Annotated in this window: 17 protein-coding genes; 8 read left to right on the forward strand and 9 right to left on the reverse strand. The window is 59.6% G+C overall.

The features are described 5' to 3' along the window. Positions 1-148: 148 nt before the first annotated feature. From GOX61_RS12735 to GOX61_RS12765, 7 genes are read left to right on the forward strand one after another with little or no spacing between them, the layout of a single operon-like run. The gene (locus GOX61_RS12735) at positions 149-1,363 is read left to right on the forward strand and encodes a glycosyltransferase family protein (RefSeq protein ID WP_170334214.1); all 1,215 of its coding nucleotides are present in this window, start codon (positions 149-151) and stop codon (positions 1,361-1,363) included. After that, positions 1,360-2,607, forward strand: a complete 1,248-nt coding sequence (locus GOX61_RS12740; RefSeq protein ID WP_170334216.1) for a glycosyltransferase family 4 protein — start codon at positions 1,360-1,362, stop codon at positions 2,605-2,607. Before GOX61_RS12735 ends, GOX61_RS12740 begins: the two co-directional genes overlap by 4 nt. Next, positions 2,607-3,683 (forward strand): glycosyltransferase family 4 protein, encoded by a 1,077-nt coding sequence (locus GOX61_RS12745; RefSeq protein ID WP_170334218.1) that lies wholly within the window; start codon positions 2,607-2,609, stop codon positions 3,681-3,683. Before GOX61_RS12740 ends, GOX61_RS12745 begins: the two co-directional genes overlap by 1 nt. Beyond that, complete coding sequence (locus GOX61_RS12750) at positions 3,680-4,264, forward strand: histidine phosphatase family protein (protein WP_155148860.1); 585 nt, start codon at positions 3,680-3,682, stop codon at positions 4,262-4,264. Before GOX61_RS12745 ends, GOX61_RS12750 begins: the two co-directional genes overlap by 4 nt. Continuing rightward, complete coding sequence (locus tag GOX61_RS12755) at positions 4,261-5,403, forward strand: glycosyltransferase family protein (protein WP_170334220.1); 1,143 nt, start codon at positions 4,261-4,263, stop codon at positions 5,401-5,403. The genes GOX61_RS12750 and GOX61_RS12755 overlap by 4 nt, the downstream gene beginning before the upstream one ends. Then, entirely contained in the window at positions 5,400-6,152 is a 753-nt protein-coding gene (locus GOX61_RS12760) for a polysaccharide deacetylase family protein (protein WP_170334223.1), read from the forward strand. Before GOX61_RS12755 ends, GOX61_RS12760 begins: the two co-directional genes overlap by 4 nt. Positions 6,153-6,170: 18 nt before the next feature. Continuing rightward, positions 6,171-6,647 carry a class I SAM-dependent methyltransferase gene (locus GOX61_RS12765; protein WP_170334225.1) on the forward strand — a complete coding sequence of 159 codons (477 nt, stop codon included), beginning with the start codon at positions 6,171-6,173 and terminating at the stop codon, positions 6,645-6,647. 11 nt (positions 6,648-6,658) lie between these two features. Here GOX61_RS12765 and GOX61_RS12770 read toward each other — a convergent pair whose 3' ends face one another. Further along, positions 6,659-7,801 carry an alpha-D-ribose 1-methylphosphonate 5-triphosphate diphosphatase gene (locus tag GOX61_RS12770; protein ID WP_170334227.1) on the reverse strand — a complete coding sequence of 381 codons (1,143 nt, stop codon included), beginning with the start codon at positions 7,799-7,801 and terminating at the stop codon, positions 6,659-6,661. A 53-nt stretch (positions 7,802-7,854) separates the two neighbouring features. Between GOX61_RS12770 and GOX61_RS12775 the strand changes: the two genes are divergently transcribed. Beyond that, positions 7,855-8,538, forward strand: a complete 684-nt coding sequence (locus GOX61_RS12775) for a DUF1045 domain-containing protein (protein ID WP_170334228.1) — start codon at positions 7,855-7,857, stop codon at positions 8,536-8,538. Here the strand turns inward: GOX61_RS12775 and phnN are convergent. Genes phnN through phnG form a run of 8 tightly spaced genes read right to left on the reverse strand, consistent with a single transcriptional unit; the run spans position 8,520 to position 14,105 of the window. Next, positions 8,520-9,068 carry a phosphonate metabolism protein/1,5-bisphosphokinase (PRPP-forming) PhnN gene (gene phnN, locus GOX61_RS12780; RefSeq protein ID WP_170334230.1) on the reverse strand — a complete coding sequence of 183 codons (549 nt, stop codon included), beginning with the start codon at positions 9,066-9,068 and terminating at the stop codon, positions 8,520-8,522. The two genes, GOX61_RS12775 and phnN, sit on opposite strands and share 19 nt — an antisense overlap. Beyond that, positions 9,065-9,748, reverse strand: coding sequence for a phosphonate C-P lyase system protein PhnL (gene phnL, locus GOX61_RS12785; protein ID WP_170334232.1), 684 nt, complete (start codon positions 9,746-9,748; stop codon positions 9,065-9,067). Before phnL ends, phnN begins: the two co-directional genes overlap by 4 nt. Positions 9,749-9,759: 11 nt before the next feature. Then, positions 9,760-10,530, reverse strand: coding sequence for a phosphonate C-P lyase system protein PhnK (gene phnK, locus GOX61_RS12790; protein ID WP_170334234.1), 771 nt, complete (start codon positions 10,528-10,530; stop codon positions 9,760-9,762). Then, complete coding sequence (locus tag GOX61_RS12795; protein ID WP_170334236.1) at positions 10,527-11,387, reverse strand: alpha-D-ribose 1-methylphosphonate 5-phosphate C-P-lyase PhnJ; 861 nt, start codon at positions 11,385-11,387, stop codon at positions 10,527-10,529. The genes phnK and GOX61_RS12795 overlap by 4 nt, the downstream gene beginning before the upstream one ends. After that, positions 11,384-11,980 carry an HAD family hydrolase gene (locus GOX61_RS12800; protein ID WP_155148839.1) on the reverse strand — a complete coding sequence of 199 codons (597 nt, stop codon included), beginning with the start codon at positions 11,978-11,980 and terminating at the stop codon, positions 11,384-11,386. Before GOX61_RS12800 ends, GOX61_RS12795 begins: the two co-directional genes overlap by 4 nt. Beyond that, positions 11,977-13,068 carry a carbon-phosphorus lyase complex subunit PhnI gene (locus tag GOX61_RS12805; RefSeq protein ID WP_170334238.1) on the reverse strand — a complete coding sequence of 364 codons (1,092 nt, stop codon included), beginning with the start codon at positions 13,066-13,068 and terminating at the stop codon, positions 11,977-11,979. The genes GOX61_RS12800 and GOX61_RS12805 overlap by 4 nt, the downstream gene beginning before the upstream one ends. Before the next feature lie 3 nt (positions 13,069-13,071). Next, positions 13,072-13,647, reverse strand: coding sequence for a phosphonate C-P lyase system protein PhnH (gene phnH / locus GOX61_RS12810; protein WP_170334240.1), 576 nt, complete (start codon positions 13,645-13,647; stop codon positions 13,072-13,074). After that, complete coding sequence (gene phnG, locus GOX61_RS12815; protein ID WP_170334242.1) at positions 13,644-14,105, reverse strand: phosphonate C-P lyase system protein PhnG; 462 nt, start codon at positions 14,103-14,105, stop codon at positions 13,644-13,646. Before phnG ends, phnH begins: the two co-directional genes overlap by 4 nt. Positions 14,106-14,170: the final 65 nt, after the last annotated feature.

The raw sequence follows: 14,170 nt of genomic DNA on the forward strand, positions 1-14,170 counted from the left end.
AAAACACTCAAAATGCTGTTGCCAAATCGCAATGCTTGGCGCATTTGCTGCATGGTTTGGCATCCTTTGGCAAGCGGAACCGGAAAATATGCGATATCAGGTGCGGACGCGCGGATATTGCACCGAAACCAGGAAAACGGGCGAGGGCATGAGCCTAGGCATCTCGAAAGACAAAACCGGCCGAGCGCCGCGCATACTTTTCTACAGCCATGATACGTTCGGACTTGGGCATCTGCGACGCTCTCGCGCTCTGGCAGCGGCGATGACACAGGCCGATCCGCTTGCCTCGGCACTGATTCTGACAGGCTCGCCAGTGGCTGGCCGTTTCACCTTTCCCCGCCGCGTCGATCATGTTCGCCTGCCCGGCGTGACGAAACGGGCTGACGGATCCTATGCCGCACAAACCATCGGCATGGGCATCGATGAAGTGACCGAGCTGCGTTCGGGCCTGATTCAGACTGCTGTGCAGCAGTTTGACCCCGATATTCTGATCGTCGACAAGGAACCAACCGGGTTTCGAGGTGAGTTGCTGCCAACGCTTGAGCGTCTCGAAAGATCGCACCGCACAAAGCTGGTTCTTGGCCTGCGCGACGTTCTGGACGAACCCGAGGTTCTGGCCGCTGAATGGGCACGTAAAGAAGCCGTGGCCGCAACCGAGCGCTTTTATCACGAAATATGGGTCTACGGCCTGAAGTCTGTTTATGACCCGACCAAAGGATTGCCGCTTAGCCCCGCGGCGCAATCCCGTATCCACTGGACCGGGTATTTGCGCCGCGATCTGGGTCCGGTCGGCGAACCGCCCGAACAACCTTATATCCTCATCACTCCCGGTGGGGGTGGCGACGGTAAGGCGATGGTCAATCAGGTCCTGTCGGCTTACGAGAAAGACCCCGAACTGTCACCACGCGCCGTTCTGGTCTATGGCCCCTTCCTGTCGGGCGAGCTTCGCGAAGAATTCGAGACGCGTGTTGCCGCGTTGAACGGCCGTGTCACCGCCGTTGGCTTCGAATCTCAGATCGAAACGCTGTTTGCCGGTGCTGCAGGCGTTGTGTGCATGGGCGGCTACAACACCTTCTGCGAGGTGTTGTCCTTCGACAAGCGCGCCGTCATCGTCCCGCGCACCACACCACGGCTCGAACAGTGGATCCGCGCCTCGCGTGCCGAGGATCTTGGGCTTGTTCGGATGCTGGATGAAACCCGCGACGGGCTCAGCGCAGATGCGATGATCCAGGCGATCCGCAACCTGCCACATCAGCCGCTGCCGTCGCAGGCAATCAGCAGCGGTCTGCTGGATGGGCTGGACTACGTCACCCATCGCATTGACGCCCTTCTGGGTGGGGAACAGGAACGGGCAACCGGATGACCACAACCGAACCCAAACTGGCGGTGCTGGTCAAAGGGTGGCCGCGCCTGTCCGAGACGTTTATTGCACAGGAACTGGTGGCCCTTCAGGATGCCGGGCATCAGTTCGACATCTGGTCGCTGCGCCATCCGACCGATACCAAACGGCACCCGCTGCATGACCGGTTCAAGGGTCAGGTGCATTACCTGCCTGAATATCTTTACGATGTACCCGAACGTATCTGGGCCGCGCGCGAAGTTGCAAAACGCCTGCCCGGCTACGCCCGGGCCTACGAAATCTGGCGGCAAGACCTGCGCCGTGATCCGACCCACAATCGCATCCGGCGTTTCGGTCAGGCCTGTGTGCTGGCGGCCGAGCTTCCTGCTTCGACCCATGCAATGTATGCGCATTTCATGCACACGCCATCTTCGGTCGCGCGCTACGCTGCCATCATGCGCGACATACCGTGGAGCTTTGCCGCCCACGCCAAGGACATCTGGACATCCCCGGATTGGGAAAAGCAGGAAAAGCTGCAGGCCGCGACCTATGGCGCCACCTTCGGGGCGACCTGCACCGCAATCGGTGCGCGGCATTTGCGCGAGCTGGCTGATGACCCCGCGCGGGTTGAACTCATCTACCACGGGCTTGATCTGTCGCGCTTTCCTGATCCGCCACAGCGTGACCCTCGTTTACCGGATGGCCCATTCCACATGATATCGGTGGGCCGGCTGGTCGAAAAGAAAGGCTTTGACCGGCTGATTGATGCCTTTGCCATGCTGCCATCCTCGCTGGATTGGCACTGGACCCATATCGGTGGCGGTACCCTCGACAAGGCGCTTCAGGATCGCGCAGCAGCTGCAGGTCTGTCGGAGCGGATCACATGGAAAGGCGCGTGTGATCAGCCCGAAGTCATTGCCGAAATGCGCAAGGCCGATTTGTTCGTTCTGCCCAGCCGCATTGCCGAGGATGGTGACCGCGACGGTTTACCGAATGTGCTGATGGAAGCCGCTTCGCAGCGTCTGCCCATCCTCTCCACACCCGTATCGGCTATCCCCGAATTTATCGAAACCGGTGTCCACGGCATCCTGTCCGATGATGATCCCGCTGCTTTGGCTCAGGCAATCACAACGCTGGCCAATAATCCCGGCGCAGCTGAACGGATGGCAAAGGCGGCCTACGATCGCCTGATCGCCGAATTCCGCATGGATCCCGGTATCGCACGCCTGTCCGAACGCCTGAACGCATTGTGCATGGAAGAGGCCTGATGGCCCGGGTCGCCTTCTATGCTCCGATGAAGTCACCCCAAAGCCCGGTTCCTTCGGGTGATCGCGAAATGGCCCGGAACCTGATGCATGCGATCGGTGCACAGGGCGATAGGGTCGATCTGGTCTCCGAATTGCGGATCTACGACAAAACAGGCGACAGCACCATTCAGGACAGGCTGCGTACAGCGGCCGAGGCGGAGGCTACACGCCTAGTCGCGGAAATGCCCGGGGATACCGATCTTTGGGTGACCTACCACAACTACTACAAAGCCCCTGACCTGCTGGGTCCAAAGGTCGCCCACGCGCGCGGCATTCCGTATGTACAGCTTGAAAGCACACGTGCGACCAGCCGACTTACGGGGCCATGGTCCGGCTTTGCGCAATCTGCGCACGATGCCTGTGACGCGGCACAGGTGATTTTCTATCACACCGCCAACGACCTGATCACGCTAAAGCGGGAGCGGTACGGCAATCAAACCCTGTCCGAGCTGCCACCCTTTCTGCCCATTTCCGAACTTCCCGGTGCGTCTTCCTGCAACGGGCCGATGCTGGCGGTGGGGATGATGCGCCACGGCGACAAATTCGCCTCATATGAAATTCTGGCCGACACGCTGGAACATCTCTCTGGCGACTGGCAGCTGAACATCGCAGGCGATGGCCCTGCCCGTGCCGAGGTCGAGACCCTGGTGGCACCCTTTGATGATAGGGTACAGTTTCTGGGTCAGCTCGATCGTACCGCATTGCAGAAGGTGTACGAAACCGCTTCGATGCTTGTCTGGCCCGGTGTGAACGAGGCCTATGGAATGATCTATCTGGAAGCGCAGGCAAGCGGCCTGCCAGTGGTGGCGCAGGATCGCCCCGGTGTCCGCGATGTGCTGATGTCAGCGGACCATCCTGCCATTGAAACGGGTGCAAAGGGGCTGGCCAAACGAATTCAGACATTGCTGGCCGATCCCGCATTGCGTCAGTCCGAGGGTGCGAAGGCGCGGGCCTATGTTGCCCAACGCCATTTGATCCCATCTGCAACAGAACGGTTCTGGGCCACAGTTCGACCCCTGCTGGAGAAACACTCATGAGCAAACTGGCACTGCTGCGTCATGGCCATACCGACTGGAACCGCGCGGGTCGCATTCAGGGCCGCAGCGACATTGCACTTGATGAGCAGGCGCGCGCTGAATTGGCCGGGTACCAACTGCCGGACCCGTGGAACACGGCCTCGCTGTGGGCAAGCCCACTTGGCCGCGCCTTTGAGACGGCGCAACTGGTGGCTGGCCATGATCCACAGACTTCAGATGCGTTGATCGAGATGAACTGGGGCGACTGGGAAGGACAGCGCGGCGTCGACCTCATCGAAGAGGCGGACAGCGGCTATCGCCACATCGAAGACTGGGGCTGGGATTTCCGCCCCCCGAATGGCGAAAGCCCTGCGGAGCTCTGGGCGCGTCTCGAGCCGTGGGTGTCGGGATTGCAGAACGATGCAATTGCCGTGTGCCATATCGGTATCATGCGGGTCATTCTGGCAAAAGCGTGGGGTTGGGATTTCTCTGGTCCCGCCCCGTTCAAGATCAAACGCAACCGCCTTTTCGTCGTGGATCTCGACACGATGGCCCCGGTGCCTGAACCCGTCCGCCTGACGCCGCGCGAGGTGTCCGCATGAGGGTGATGATCGTCGTCACCCATCTGCTGGGAACCGGTCATCTGAGCCGGGCCCTGACCCTTGGCCGTGCCTTCGTTGAACAAGGGCATGACGTGTTTGTGGTCTCCGGCGGGATGCCCGCACCGCAGCTGGACACCAGCGGAATGACTTTGCTTGGTTTGCCGCCCCTGCGATCAGACGGCACCGATTTCACGCGACTTCTGACCCAGACCGGCGACATCGCCACGCCAGCCTATCAGGAGGCTCGCGCCAATGCGCTGATACAGGCTGTCGGCAGCTTTCAGCCTCAGATTCTGATAACCGAGCTTTATCCGTTCGGACGCCGCAGTCTGGCGGCAGAGTTTCAGGCCGCACTTGAGGCCGCACAGGAGCTCCCTACACGCCCCGTCATTCTGGGCTCGATCCGCGATATCCTCGCGCCGCCCTCAAAACCCTCAAAGGCAGAACGTGCCGATGAGGTTGTGGCACAGTACTATGACGGAATTCTCGTGCACTCTGATCCCCGGATCACGCCGCTGAACATCAGTTGGCCGGTATCGGAAGCTCTGGCGGACCGGCTGCACTATACGGGTTTCGTTGCGCCCTCTGCGCCATCACCCCATCCCGAAAGCATCGGAACAGACGAGATTCTGGTCAGCGCTGGTGGAGGCTCGGTCGGACAACCGATCTTTCGCGCAGCCATCGAGGCCGCCCGAAAGATGCCAAACACGCACTGGCGCATGTTGGTCGGCGGTCAGGATGCAACCACCCGCATCAGTGAACTGGCACAGCTTGCTGGTGATGCACCTGTAACACTTGAACCGGTACGCCCTGACTTTCGCCAGATGCTGCCGCTGGCCAAGGCATCGGTCAGCATGTGCGGCTACAACACTGCGATGGACCTGCTGCAATCCGGCACTCCGTCCGTTCTGATACCGTTTGACGATGGCAAAGAGGTCGAGCAAGGCCTGCGGGGGCAAAGCCTCGCACAACTTCCGGCAATCGAGGTTCTGCCCAGCAGTGAATTGAACGGACAAAGCCTGTCTGATGCGCTGATGCGCGTCATCACGGACGGGCCGCGCGACGCGATGCAGCACGGCTTTGACGGTGCTAAGCGATCTGTTGAAATCGCAACAGGCTTACTGGAGCGCAGACAATGACCCCAGACTGGCGCCCCCTGCACGCAGAATTGGAGGAATGGCAGACCCAAGGTCTGACCCTTCCGCTTTGGTGGCGCGATGATGACGCCGTGACCCCAACCCCACAACTGGATGTCTTAACCGACCTGAGCAACCGCCTCGACCTGCCCGTCCACCTTGCCGTCATTCCCCGCGATGCGGATCAGGCACTGTCAAAATATATGGCCAAAGAGCCTGCCCTGATCCCTGTCGTACACGGCTGGGCGCATCAAAATCACGCTCCGAAAAAGGAAAAGAAGGCCGAATTCCGCCTGCACCGCTCGCTGGATGACATCACTGCCGATGCAAAAGCGGGCCTGACAAGACTACGGGAGCTGTTTGGTGAAACGCTGCGACCGATGTTCGTTCCCCCGTGGAACCGAATTGATTCAGAGGTTGCCGCCGAGCTTCCGGGGATGGGTTATCGTGTTCTGTCGACTGCCACGCCACGAAAGGCCGCAAACGCGGCACCCGGACTGGAACAGATCAACACCCATCTTGACCCCATTGACTGGCGCGGTACGCGCGGCTTGGCGGCCCCAGATATGCTGATCGCCAAAACCGTCCAGTTACTGAAAGACCGCCGAGAAGGTTCTGGAGATAACACCGAACCCTTTGGCGTGTTGACCCATCACCTTGTTCATGATCAAGACATCTGGACCTTTACCGAAGATTTACTGCGCAGACTTCTGGACGGTCCGGCAACCGTCTGGACAATGCCGCGCGACTGACTACTCAAGGAGTTCCCGATGAGCCGACTGGATTCCATGCTGCGCCGCCTGACCGCGCAGCGCGATGGTCTGAACTGGGCTGCCGCACAGATCAGCGGCGTCGACGGCGATGTTCTGGATATGGGGCTCGGGAATGGCCGCACCTATGATCACCTGCGCGAAATCCTGCCCAGCCGCCGGATCTGGGTGATGGACCGTGTGCTGCAGTGCCATCCCGACAGCACTCCGCCAGCCGAGGACTTTCTGCAGGGCGAGGCCGAACCGATGCTGGAAAAACTGGCACAAAACGGTAGGGGCATTGCTATGGCGCATTACGATTTCGGGCGCGGCATCAAATCCGAAGACGTGGCCGAGGCCGCGCGGCTCAGCCCGATGATTGCCAATGTAATGTTGCCGGGTGGATTGCTGATCTCTGGCCAGCCTCTGGTAGGCTTCGATCAGATCAAAGGGCCCGAGACCATAGCCCCGGACCGTTATCTGTTCTATCGCACCTGAACGGCCCTTCGTCAGGCGACCCGACGCCCTCGGGACCAGACTGCACTCAGCGCCGGAACACCGGCACGCATCCGGAACCGGATCAGATCGGCGCGCGTTCCGGCCCGCAATTCTCCACGGTCAGTCAAACCGGCGGCCTGTGCAGGGGTAAGCGTGACGGTTTTCATACCCCTTGCCAGATCACCCCACATCTCGCCCAGCATCGCTGCGGAAAGCAGCAATGCTGACGGCACGTAATCCGAAGACATGATGTCCAGATGGCCAAGCTCGGCCAGCTCTCGCGCCGCCACATTGCCCGAATGCGACCCACCCCGGATGACGTTCGGTGCGCCCATCATCACCTTGATACCGTGATCATGGCAGGCGCGTGCGGCCTCGACCGTGGTTGGAAACTCGGCAAGGCGAATACCGTGCCCTGCCGAGACACGAACCTGATCCTCGGTCGTGTCATCATGGCTGGCCAGCACCGCGCCAAAGCGGCGGGCTGCCTTGACCGTTTCGACCTCGTGCCGGTCACCGTTCCGGTCCCGCAGCCCCTGCAACTGGTCGATATGCTGCTTGAACATATCATCGTCCATGCTGTGCTTGCCCTGTACATAAGCCTTGAGCTTTGAGAGGTCGCGAAACTGCCTCTGCCCAGGTGTATGATCCATCAGAGACACCAGACCGACGCGATCCTCGGGGCCAAACTCATCCAGCTCATCAACCAGCGTCTCGGAACAAACCTCGGCCCGCAAATGCAGGAAGTGGCTGATCTTCAGCGCATCCTGTTCCCGTAGCTGCCAAAGCTCTTCGGACAATCCGCGCGCATATTTCAGATACCGGGCCTGACCACTGGGGATCGACCCCACACGCATGGCGTCAAACACCGTCGTGATACCCGTGCTTGCCAGTTCAGCATCATGCGCAATGATCGCTGCAGCATGAGGCCAGTCCACTTTCGGGCGTGGCTGAATATGACGCTCCAGATTGTCGGTGTGCAGCTCGACCAGACCGGGACTGATGTAGTCCCCCTCACAATCGATCGCGCCCGCAGGAACCGAGTTACCCGTATCGATTTCGGTGATGTTCTCGCCGACAATCCGGACACTGCCGATTACAGTTTCTTCGGGCAGAACAAGCGTGGCATTGGCAAGGATCAATTCTTCTGTCATCTGAACTTCACGTAGTTTGAACTATTGGGTAGGCCACGCAATAGGAGGCCAATGTGACATTCACGCGATACGCGATCTATTTTGCGCCACCCGCCGATGCGGACTGGACGAAATTCGCAACCAACTGGTTGGGTTGGGACATGGAAGCCGGATCCGAGGCGGCGCATCCGGTCGTCGATGGTATCGATGTGGCCTCGGTTACCGAAACTCCGCGCAAATATGGGCTGCATGCCACTATGAAACCGCCCTTCCGCCTGTACCAGGGGCGGTCGGTAACGCAGCTGCAGGATGCTTGCGCGCAACTTGCCGCGTCTTACGCCCCGATCTCGCTGGATGGTTTGGAGATTGCGCGGTTGGGCCGTTTCCTGGCTCTGCGCCCTCACGGCAATACCGGCCAGCTTGGGGAGCTGGCTGCTGCCTGCGTGCGTGACCTCGACCGGTTCCGGGCACCCGCGACCGAGGATGAACTGGCCCGCCGTCGCGCTGCGGGCCTGTCGATGGAACAGGATGCCAACCTGACCAACTGGGGCTACCCTTATGTTCTGGACTCGTTTCGCTTTCACATCACGCTCAGCGGCAAACTGGACAAGCCCACGCTGAGTAGTGTTCAAGCGGCGCTGGAAACCCGTCTTGGTCCGCTGTTGCCCACCCCATTCCGGATCAATGATCTGGCACTGATGGGCGAGGCTGATGACGGTCGGTTTCACCTGATCCATCGCTACGCCCTCTCCGGTTGAAGACCGGTCAGGATTTCATTCACCGTGTCATCAAGCGATCCGGAGTTATCGACTTCGATAACCCGGTTCAGACCTTCAGGCAGCGGTGCCCTCGCCCGGCCCAATCGACGCATCTGCTCTGCCGAGCTTTCCCGGCCGCGCGACGAAAGGCGCTGCGCAAGAACCTCTGCATCAGCAGTTAGCGAAACCACGATCAACTCACCAAACTCGTCCTGCGCCTGCAACAATACGGATCGCGACAGATTGACCAGAACGGCCTTTGCCTCTCGCCGCTGTTCCACAATCTCTTGCGGAATTCCATAATGCAGACCATGTGCAGGCCAGTGCAAAGCAAATGCGCCATCCAGCAACATCTGCTCGAACACATCGACCGAGACCCTCTCAAATTCTTCGCCTTCTTCACCTTCAGGACGCGTGATAACCCGCCTAACCCGCTGAATGCCGTTGGCCCGCGCCTCCAGCGCCTCCATCACGCTGTCCTTGCCGACCCCGGAAGGTCCGACAACCGCTATGACAGGCGCCAGCCTCATGCGGCCACCCCCGGCGTGAATTCCGAAACGTTGACCTCGCGATCGCAAACCCGTTCCCGCGCATCTACATCGTGAAAGATCCCGACAATTGCTGCACCGCGTTCCTTTGCCTCTTTGATCAGCGACAGAACGGTTTCCCTGTTCTGTGCGTCCAGGCTGGCCGTCGGTTCATCCAGCAGCATCGCGGGGTATTCATGCGCAAACCCGCGCGCAATGTTCACCCGCTGCTGTTCACCGCCCGAGAATGTTGTCGGGCTGAGGGTCCACAAACGTTCAGGTATGTTCAACCGCTTCAACAATTCAGCCGCCTTGTCCAGCGCCGCCTGCTTCTCACAACCCACAGCCAATAAAGGCTCTGCCACGACTTCGAGCGTCGGCACCCGCGGCACGACGCGCAGAAACTGGCTGACATAACCAAGCGTTTCCCGGCGCAGCGCCAGAATCTCGCGTGGCTCGGCTTTGGCCACATCAAGCCCACCTACCAGCACCTGACCCGATGCGGCGAGATAGTTGCCATAAATCACCCGCATCAGCGTCGATTTGCCTGCGCCTGACGCACCGGTCAGGGCAACACATTCTCCGGGGGCAACCTTTAGCGAAGCGCCTTCCATCACCGGGATTACCGCACTGCCCTGATTGTGCAGTGTGAAGCTTTTGCTCACGTCCTTGAGTTCAATCATCTTCCTCGCCCTCACACCTGCAGCACACTGGAGACCAGCAATTGAGTGTAAGCATGCTGCGGATCATCCAATACTTGATCGGTTAGCCCGGCCTCGACCACGTGACCGTCTTTCATCACCATCAACCGGTCCGCCAACAGGCGAACGACCGCCAGATCATGGGTAACAATGATGGCGCTCAGCCCCATTTCGCGCACCAGTCCGCGCAGCAGGTCCAGCAAACGCGCCTGAACCGAAACATCCAGACCACCCGTTGGTTCGTCCATGAACACCAGCCGGGGGCCGGTCACCAGATTGCGCGCAATCTGCAGGCGCTGTTGCATCCCGCCCGAAAACGCTGTTGGCCGGTCATCAACCCGCGCCGCTTCAATCTCGACCCGCCCAAGCCAGTCGATCGCCTTATCGCGGATATCACCATAGTGCCGGTCACCAACGGCCATCAGCCGCTCTCCGATGTTGCCCCCGGCACTGACTGACATGCGCAGGCCATCACGCGCATGTTGATGCACGAAAGCCCAGTCCGTTCGGCTCAGCATCCGGCGCTCGGGTTCCGACATGGTAACCGTATCCACCGGCCCATCGGCACGGGTATCAAAAACCACCTGCCCTGCATCAGGCTCAAGATGCCCGGCCAGACAATTCAGCAGCGTCGACTTGCCCGATCCGCTTTCACCGACAATCCCCATCACCTCACCACGGTAGAGATCGAAACCTACATCCGTGCATCCGATCCGCGCGCCATAGCGTTTCTCGATGCCTTTGACCTGCAACAGGGGGGTCATGCCGCGTCCTCCTCGGCCAGTCGGCCCACATGGCCCGCCTCGCGGCGTGACCGGCAATAATCGGTATCCGAGCAAACAAACATCCGGTTGCCTGCGTCATCCATGATCACCTCGTCCAGATAGCTGTCTTCGGCCCCGCACAGGTCACATGGATGATTGGCCTTGGTCGCCTCGAACGGGTAATCCTCGAAATCAAGGCTCACGACCTTGGTATGCGGGGGTACCGCGTAAATCCGCTGCTCGCGCCCCGCACCAAACAGTTGGATCGCGTCCATCTCAAGCTTGGGGTTGTCGAATTTCGGGATCGGCGACGGGTCCATGACATAGCGATCCGAGACTTTCACCGGATAGGCATAGGCGGTCGAAATCGCCCCGTGCTGGCTGATATCCTCGTACAGCTTCACATGCATCAGACCGTATTCCTCGAGGCTGTGCATCTTGCGCGTCTCGGTCTCGCGCGGCTCTAGAAAGCGCAGAGGCTCCGGGATCGGCACCTGATAGACGATGATCTGATCCTCGCGCAGCTTTGCCTCGGGGATACGGTGGCGCGTCTGGATGACCGTTGCTTTCTCGGTCTCTTCCGTGGTCTCAACACCTGCGGTGTTTTCAAAGAACTTACGGATAGAAACGGCGTTGGTCGTATCATCCGCACCCTGATCGATCACCTTGAACGTATCCTCGGGCGTCAGGGTTGCGGCAGAAACCTGCACCCCGCCTGTTCCCCAGCCATAGGGCATCGGCATTTCGCGACTGGCAAAAGGCACCTGATAACCCGGCACCGCCAGCCCTTTGAGAATGGCGCGGCGGATCATTCGTTTGGTTTGTTCATCCAGATAGGCGAAATTATACTCGCTCATAGGAAACCTCTTTCGGTCAACTCAATCTCCAAGGCTCGCGGAGTGGTAAAGTGTATGCCGTCCATGCCGACAGCGCGCGCGCCTTCGACATTGTGCAAACCGTCATCAATGAACACGCAGTCCTGAGGCGCGATACCTGCTCGTTCGCAGAGCAGCTCGAAAATCCGCGCGTCGGGCTTCATCACACCCTCCTGCCCCGAAACGACAAGCGTTCCGAAAACATCGCCAAGACGCGGATGAACCTTCAACCCTTCCGGCCAAGTTTCAGCTGACCAGTTGGTGATGGCATGAACCGGAGTCCCCTGCGTCTTAAGCCGCTCCAGCACATCCCATGTACCATGGATCGGGTTTTCAACGGTGCGCGTGTACAGTTCGACGTAAGCGGCAAACAGGGTTTGATCCTGCGGGTCCTCAAGTTCCTGCGCCAGATCGGCAAAGCGTTCGCCGTTGTCTCCGCGGGCATTACGCGTCAGGAAATCCGTGCGCTCAATGAACGCGTGCGCGGCCTCTTCTGAGCCCAATACTTCAACCCAGGCAAGATGCGGCTGCCAGTCAATCAGCACGCCACCGATATCAAAAACGACGGCCTTCATTCCGCTGCCTCCTTCGGTGTGATCCGCTCTTCGGCCTCACGGCGCAGTTTGCGGACCAGTTCCAGCTCGGATTGGAAATCCACGTAATGCGGTAGCTTGATGTGTTCGAGGAATCCGGTGGCCTGAATGTTGTCTGAGTGGCTGAGGACAAATTCCTCATCCTGCGCAGGGGCGCCAAGATTGTCCTCACCCAATTCTTCCCAGCGCAGGGCACGGTCTACCAGAGCCATGGCGATGGATTTACGTTCCGACTGGCCGAATACCAGCCCATATCCGCGCGTGAACTGCGGCGGTTCGGTTTTGGAACCCTTGAACTGGTTCACCGTTTCGCATTCGGTCAACTCGATCTCGCCGATCTCAATGGCAAACCCCAGTTCGGGGATATCCATCTCAACAGCGACCTTGCCGATCCGCAACTCTCCGACAAAAGCGTGGTTGCGGGCATAGCCACGCTGAGTTGAGTAAGCCATGCCCAGCACAAACCCCTCATCCCCGCGTGTCAGGGATTGCAGGCGCAGTGGCCGGTTTGACGGAAATTCCATCGGCTCGCGCGTTAGGTCTCCCGGTGTTGCGTCGCTGGGCGGTTCGTCCTGAATGATATCCTCACCCTTGAGGAATTCGGTGATATGAGGTGTTGGCTCCTGCCGGGCAGAACCTTCGGGCGCGGCAGCCACCTCTCCGTCAGCGGCCAGCTTGAAATCCAGCAGACGGTGCGTGTAATCAAAAGTCGGGCCCAGCACCTGCCCGCCTGGCGCATCCTTGAAAGTGGCTGAGATACGACGGTCACACGCCATGTCACCTGTTTCAACCGGATTGGAATAGCCAAATCTCGGCAGTGTCGTGCGATAGGCCCGGATCAGGAAAATCGCCTCTATCAGATCGCCGCGCGCCTGTTTGATCGCCAGCGCCGCAAGATCAGGATCGAACAGGGATCCTTCGGCCATCACGCGGTTCACGGCAAGGCTCAGTTGTTCCCGGATCTGCGCAAGGCTCAGTTCGGTAACATCCGTTGATCCGCGCCGTTCCTCAGCCAGCCAGGCATGGGCGTTTTCGATGGCCTTCTCACCACCTTTTACAGCAACATACATCGCTTAACCCTCCGCCCTGATCTGCGTGCTGCGCGGCAATGCCGCGACTTGCGTTCCGCTGGTGAAAAAGAAGTCGCATCCCAGTGGGTAGAGCGCCGCATTGCCTGTCAGGACAGCGATATCCGGAAGCGAAAGATGCGCCACCTCCTTGATGCCCGGTCCGCTGAGTACTGCACCCTGCTGTTCGAGCGCATCGCATTCCACGATCAGCGTGGCAGACCGGTCGGGATACTCCGACGTACCGATCCGGTAGGTGTTCAGCGGCATGAGATCATCCCAGCGACCCACCGCAAAATCGGCCTCGGCTGCCGCAACAATCGGCGCACCGGTTTGGAAGGTCAGCCATTTCCGCACCGCTTCGGTATCAGCCTCCCCGGCAAGGTGAACGCGGGTTTCTGGATCACATAGGGTCAACAGCAACGTACCCGCCGCTATGGACAAAGGTGCAGGGGGTTCAGCGCCAGTCAGGTCACGAATCTCTCCAGGTCGCGCCATGACGGTCATTGCCGCACGAAAGGCATGTGAGGCATCAACCGGAGCGTTTCGGAAACCGCCCGAGAATTGGGTTTGTGCGTTCATTGGTCTTCTCCGCGTACCATGGTGAAGAACTCGACTTTGGTGGCTGCTGCCTTGGCCGCACGTGCCGTTTTGGCGGCCTGCATCTGCATCGTCAGCGGATCTATCACTTTTGCCCGGACCATGTCGGCAGACCCGGTCTGCATCAGCGCATCGACCAAAGCTGCCGTCCGGGCCTTATCCCGGGACCTACCCTGAACATAGCCGTGCCCGACCGTGCCATCCTTCAGCAGCAGTGAGCATCGCGTCACTGTCATCTCACCCAGATTGAACGGGGCACCCGTGCCACCCGTGCGACCCCGCACCATGACGCCACCGATTTCGGGCGCACGCAGCCATTCATATGTCGGGTTCAGCTGCAGGCCGTCCCATAGTGCCATCAGGGCATCCTGCGGCGCCCGGGCCAGCACACCCATCCATGCTTGCCGCGCTTCGGCTGATTTATCTGTCTGTTCCACCATCAAAGCCTCTTGGCCAGGTTGTCTATTTTTACTATACAACTAGACAAATATTACACCTGTCGATC

The organism is Ruegeria arenilitoris, from assembly GCF_013030265.1.
GTDB lineage: Bacteria > Pseudomonadota > Alphaproteobacteria > Rhodobacterales > Rhodobacteraceae > Ruegeria > Ruegeria arenilitoris_E.

What these genes read in the sequence shown, in the direction of transcription:
- GOX61_RS12740 (WP_170334216.1), top strand. Translation starts at nt 1,360, where the DNA reads ATGACCACAACCGAACCCAAACTGGCGGTGCTGGTCAAAGGGTGGCCG.
- GOX61_RS12770 (WP_170334227.1), bottom strand. Translation starts at nt 7,801, where the DNA reads ATGACAGAAGAATTGATCCTTGCCAATGCCACGCTTGTTCTGCCCGAA.
- GOX61_RS12755 (WP_170334220.1), top strand. Translation starts at nt 4,261, where the DNA reads ATGAGGGTGATGATCGTCGTCACCCATCTGCTGGGAACCGGTCATCTG.
- GOX61_RS12765 (WP_170334225.1), top strand. Translation starts at nt 6,171, where the DNA reads ATGAGCCGACTGGATTCCATGCTGCGCCGCCTGACCGCGCAGCGCGAT.
- phnN (WP_170334230.1), bottom strand. Translation starts at nt 9,068, where the DNA reads ATGAGGCTGGCGCCTGTCATAGCGGTTGTCGGACCTTCCGGGGTCGGC.
- phnL (WP_170334232.1), bottom strand. Translation starts at nt 9,748, where the DNA reads ATGATTGAACTCAAGGACGTGAGCAAAAGCTTCACACTGCACAATCAG.
- GOX61_RS12750 (WP_155148860.1), top strand. Translation starts at nt 3,680, where the DNA reads ATGAGCAAACTGGCACTGCTGCGTCATGGCCATACCGACTGGAACCGC.
- GOX61_RS12800 (WP_155148839.1), bottom strand. Translation starts at nt 11,980, where the DNA reads ATGAAGGCCGTCGTTTTTGATATCGGTGGCGTGCTGATTGACTGGCAG.
- GOX61_RS12805 (WP_170334238.1), bottom strand. Translation starts at nt 13,068, where the DNA reads ATGTATGTTGCTGTAAAAGGTGGTGAGAAGGCCATCGAAAACGCCCAT.
- phnG (WP_170334242.1), bottom strand. Translation starts at nt 14,105, where the DNA reads ATGGTGGAACAGACAGATAAATCAGCCGAAGCGCGGCAAGCATGGATG.
- GOX61_RS12735 (WP_170334214.1), top strand. Translation starts at nt 149, where the DNA reads ATGAGCCTAGGCATCTCGAAAGACAAAACCGGCCGAGCGCCGCGCATA.
- phnH (WP_170334240.1), bottom strand. Translation starts at nt 13,647, where the DNA reads ATGAACGCACAAACCCAATTCTCGGGCGGTTTCCGAAACGCTCCGGTT.
- GOX61_RS12745 (WP_170334218.1), top strand. Translation starts at nt 2,607, where the DNA reads ATGGCCCGGGTCGCCTTCTATGCTCCGATGAAGTCACCCCAAAGCCCG.
- phnK (WP_170334234.1), bottom strand. Translation starts at nt 10,530, where the DNA reads ATGACCCCCCTGTTGCAGGTCAAAGGCATCGAGAAACGCTATGGCGCG.
- GOX61_RS12795 (WP_170334236.1), bottom strand. Translation starts at nt 11,387, where the DNA reads ATGAGCGAGTATAATTTCGCCTATCTGGATGAACAAACCAAACGAATG.
- GOX61_RS12760 (WP_170334223.1), top strand. Translation starts at nt 5,400, where the DNA reads ATGACCCCAGACTGGCGCCCCCTGCACGCAGAATTGGAGGAATGGCAG.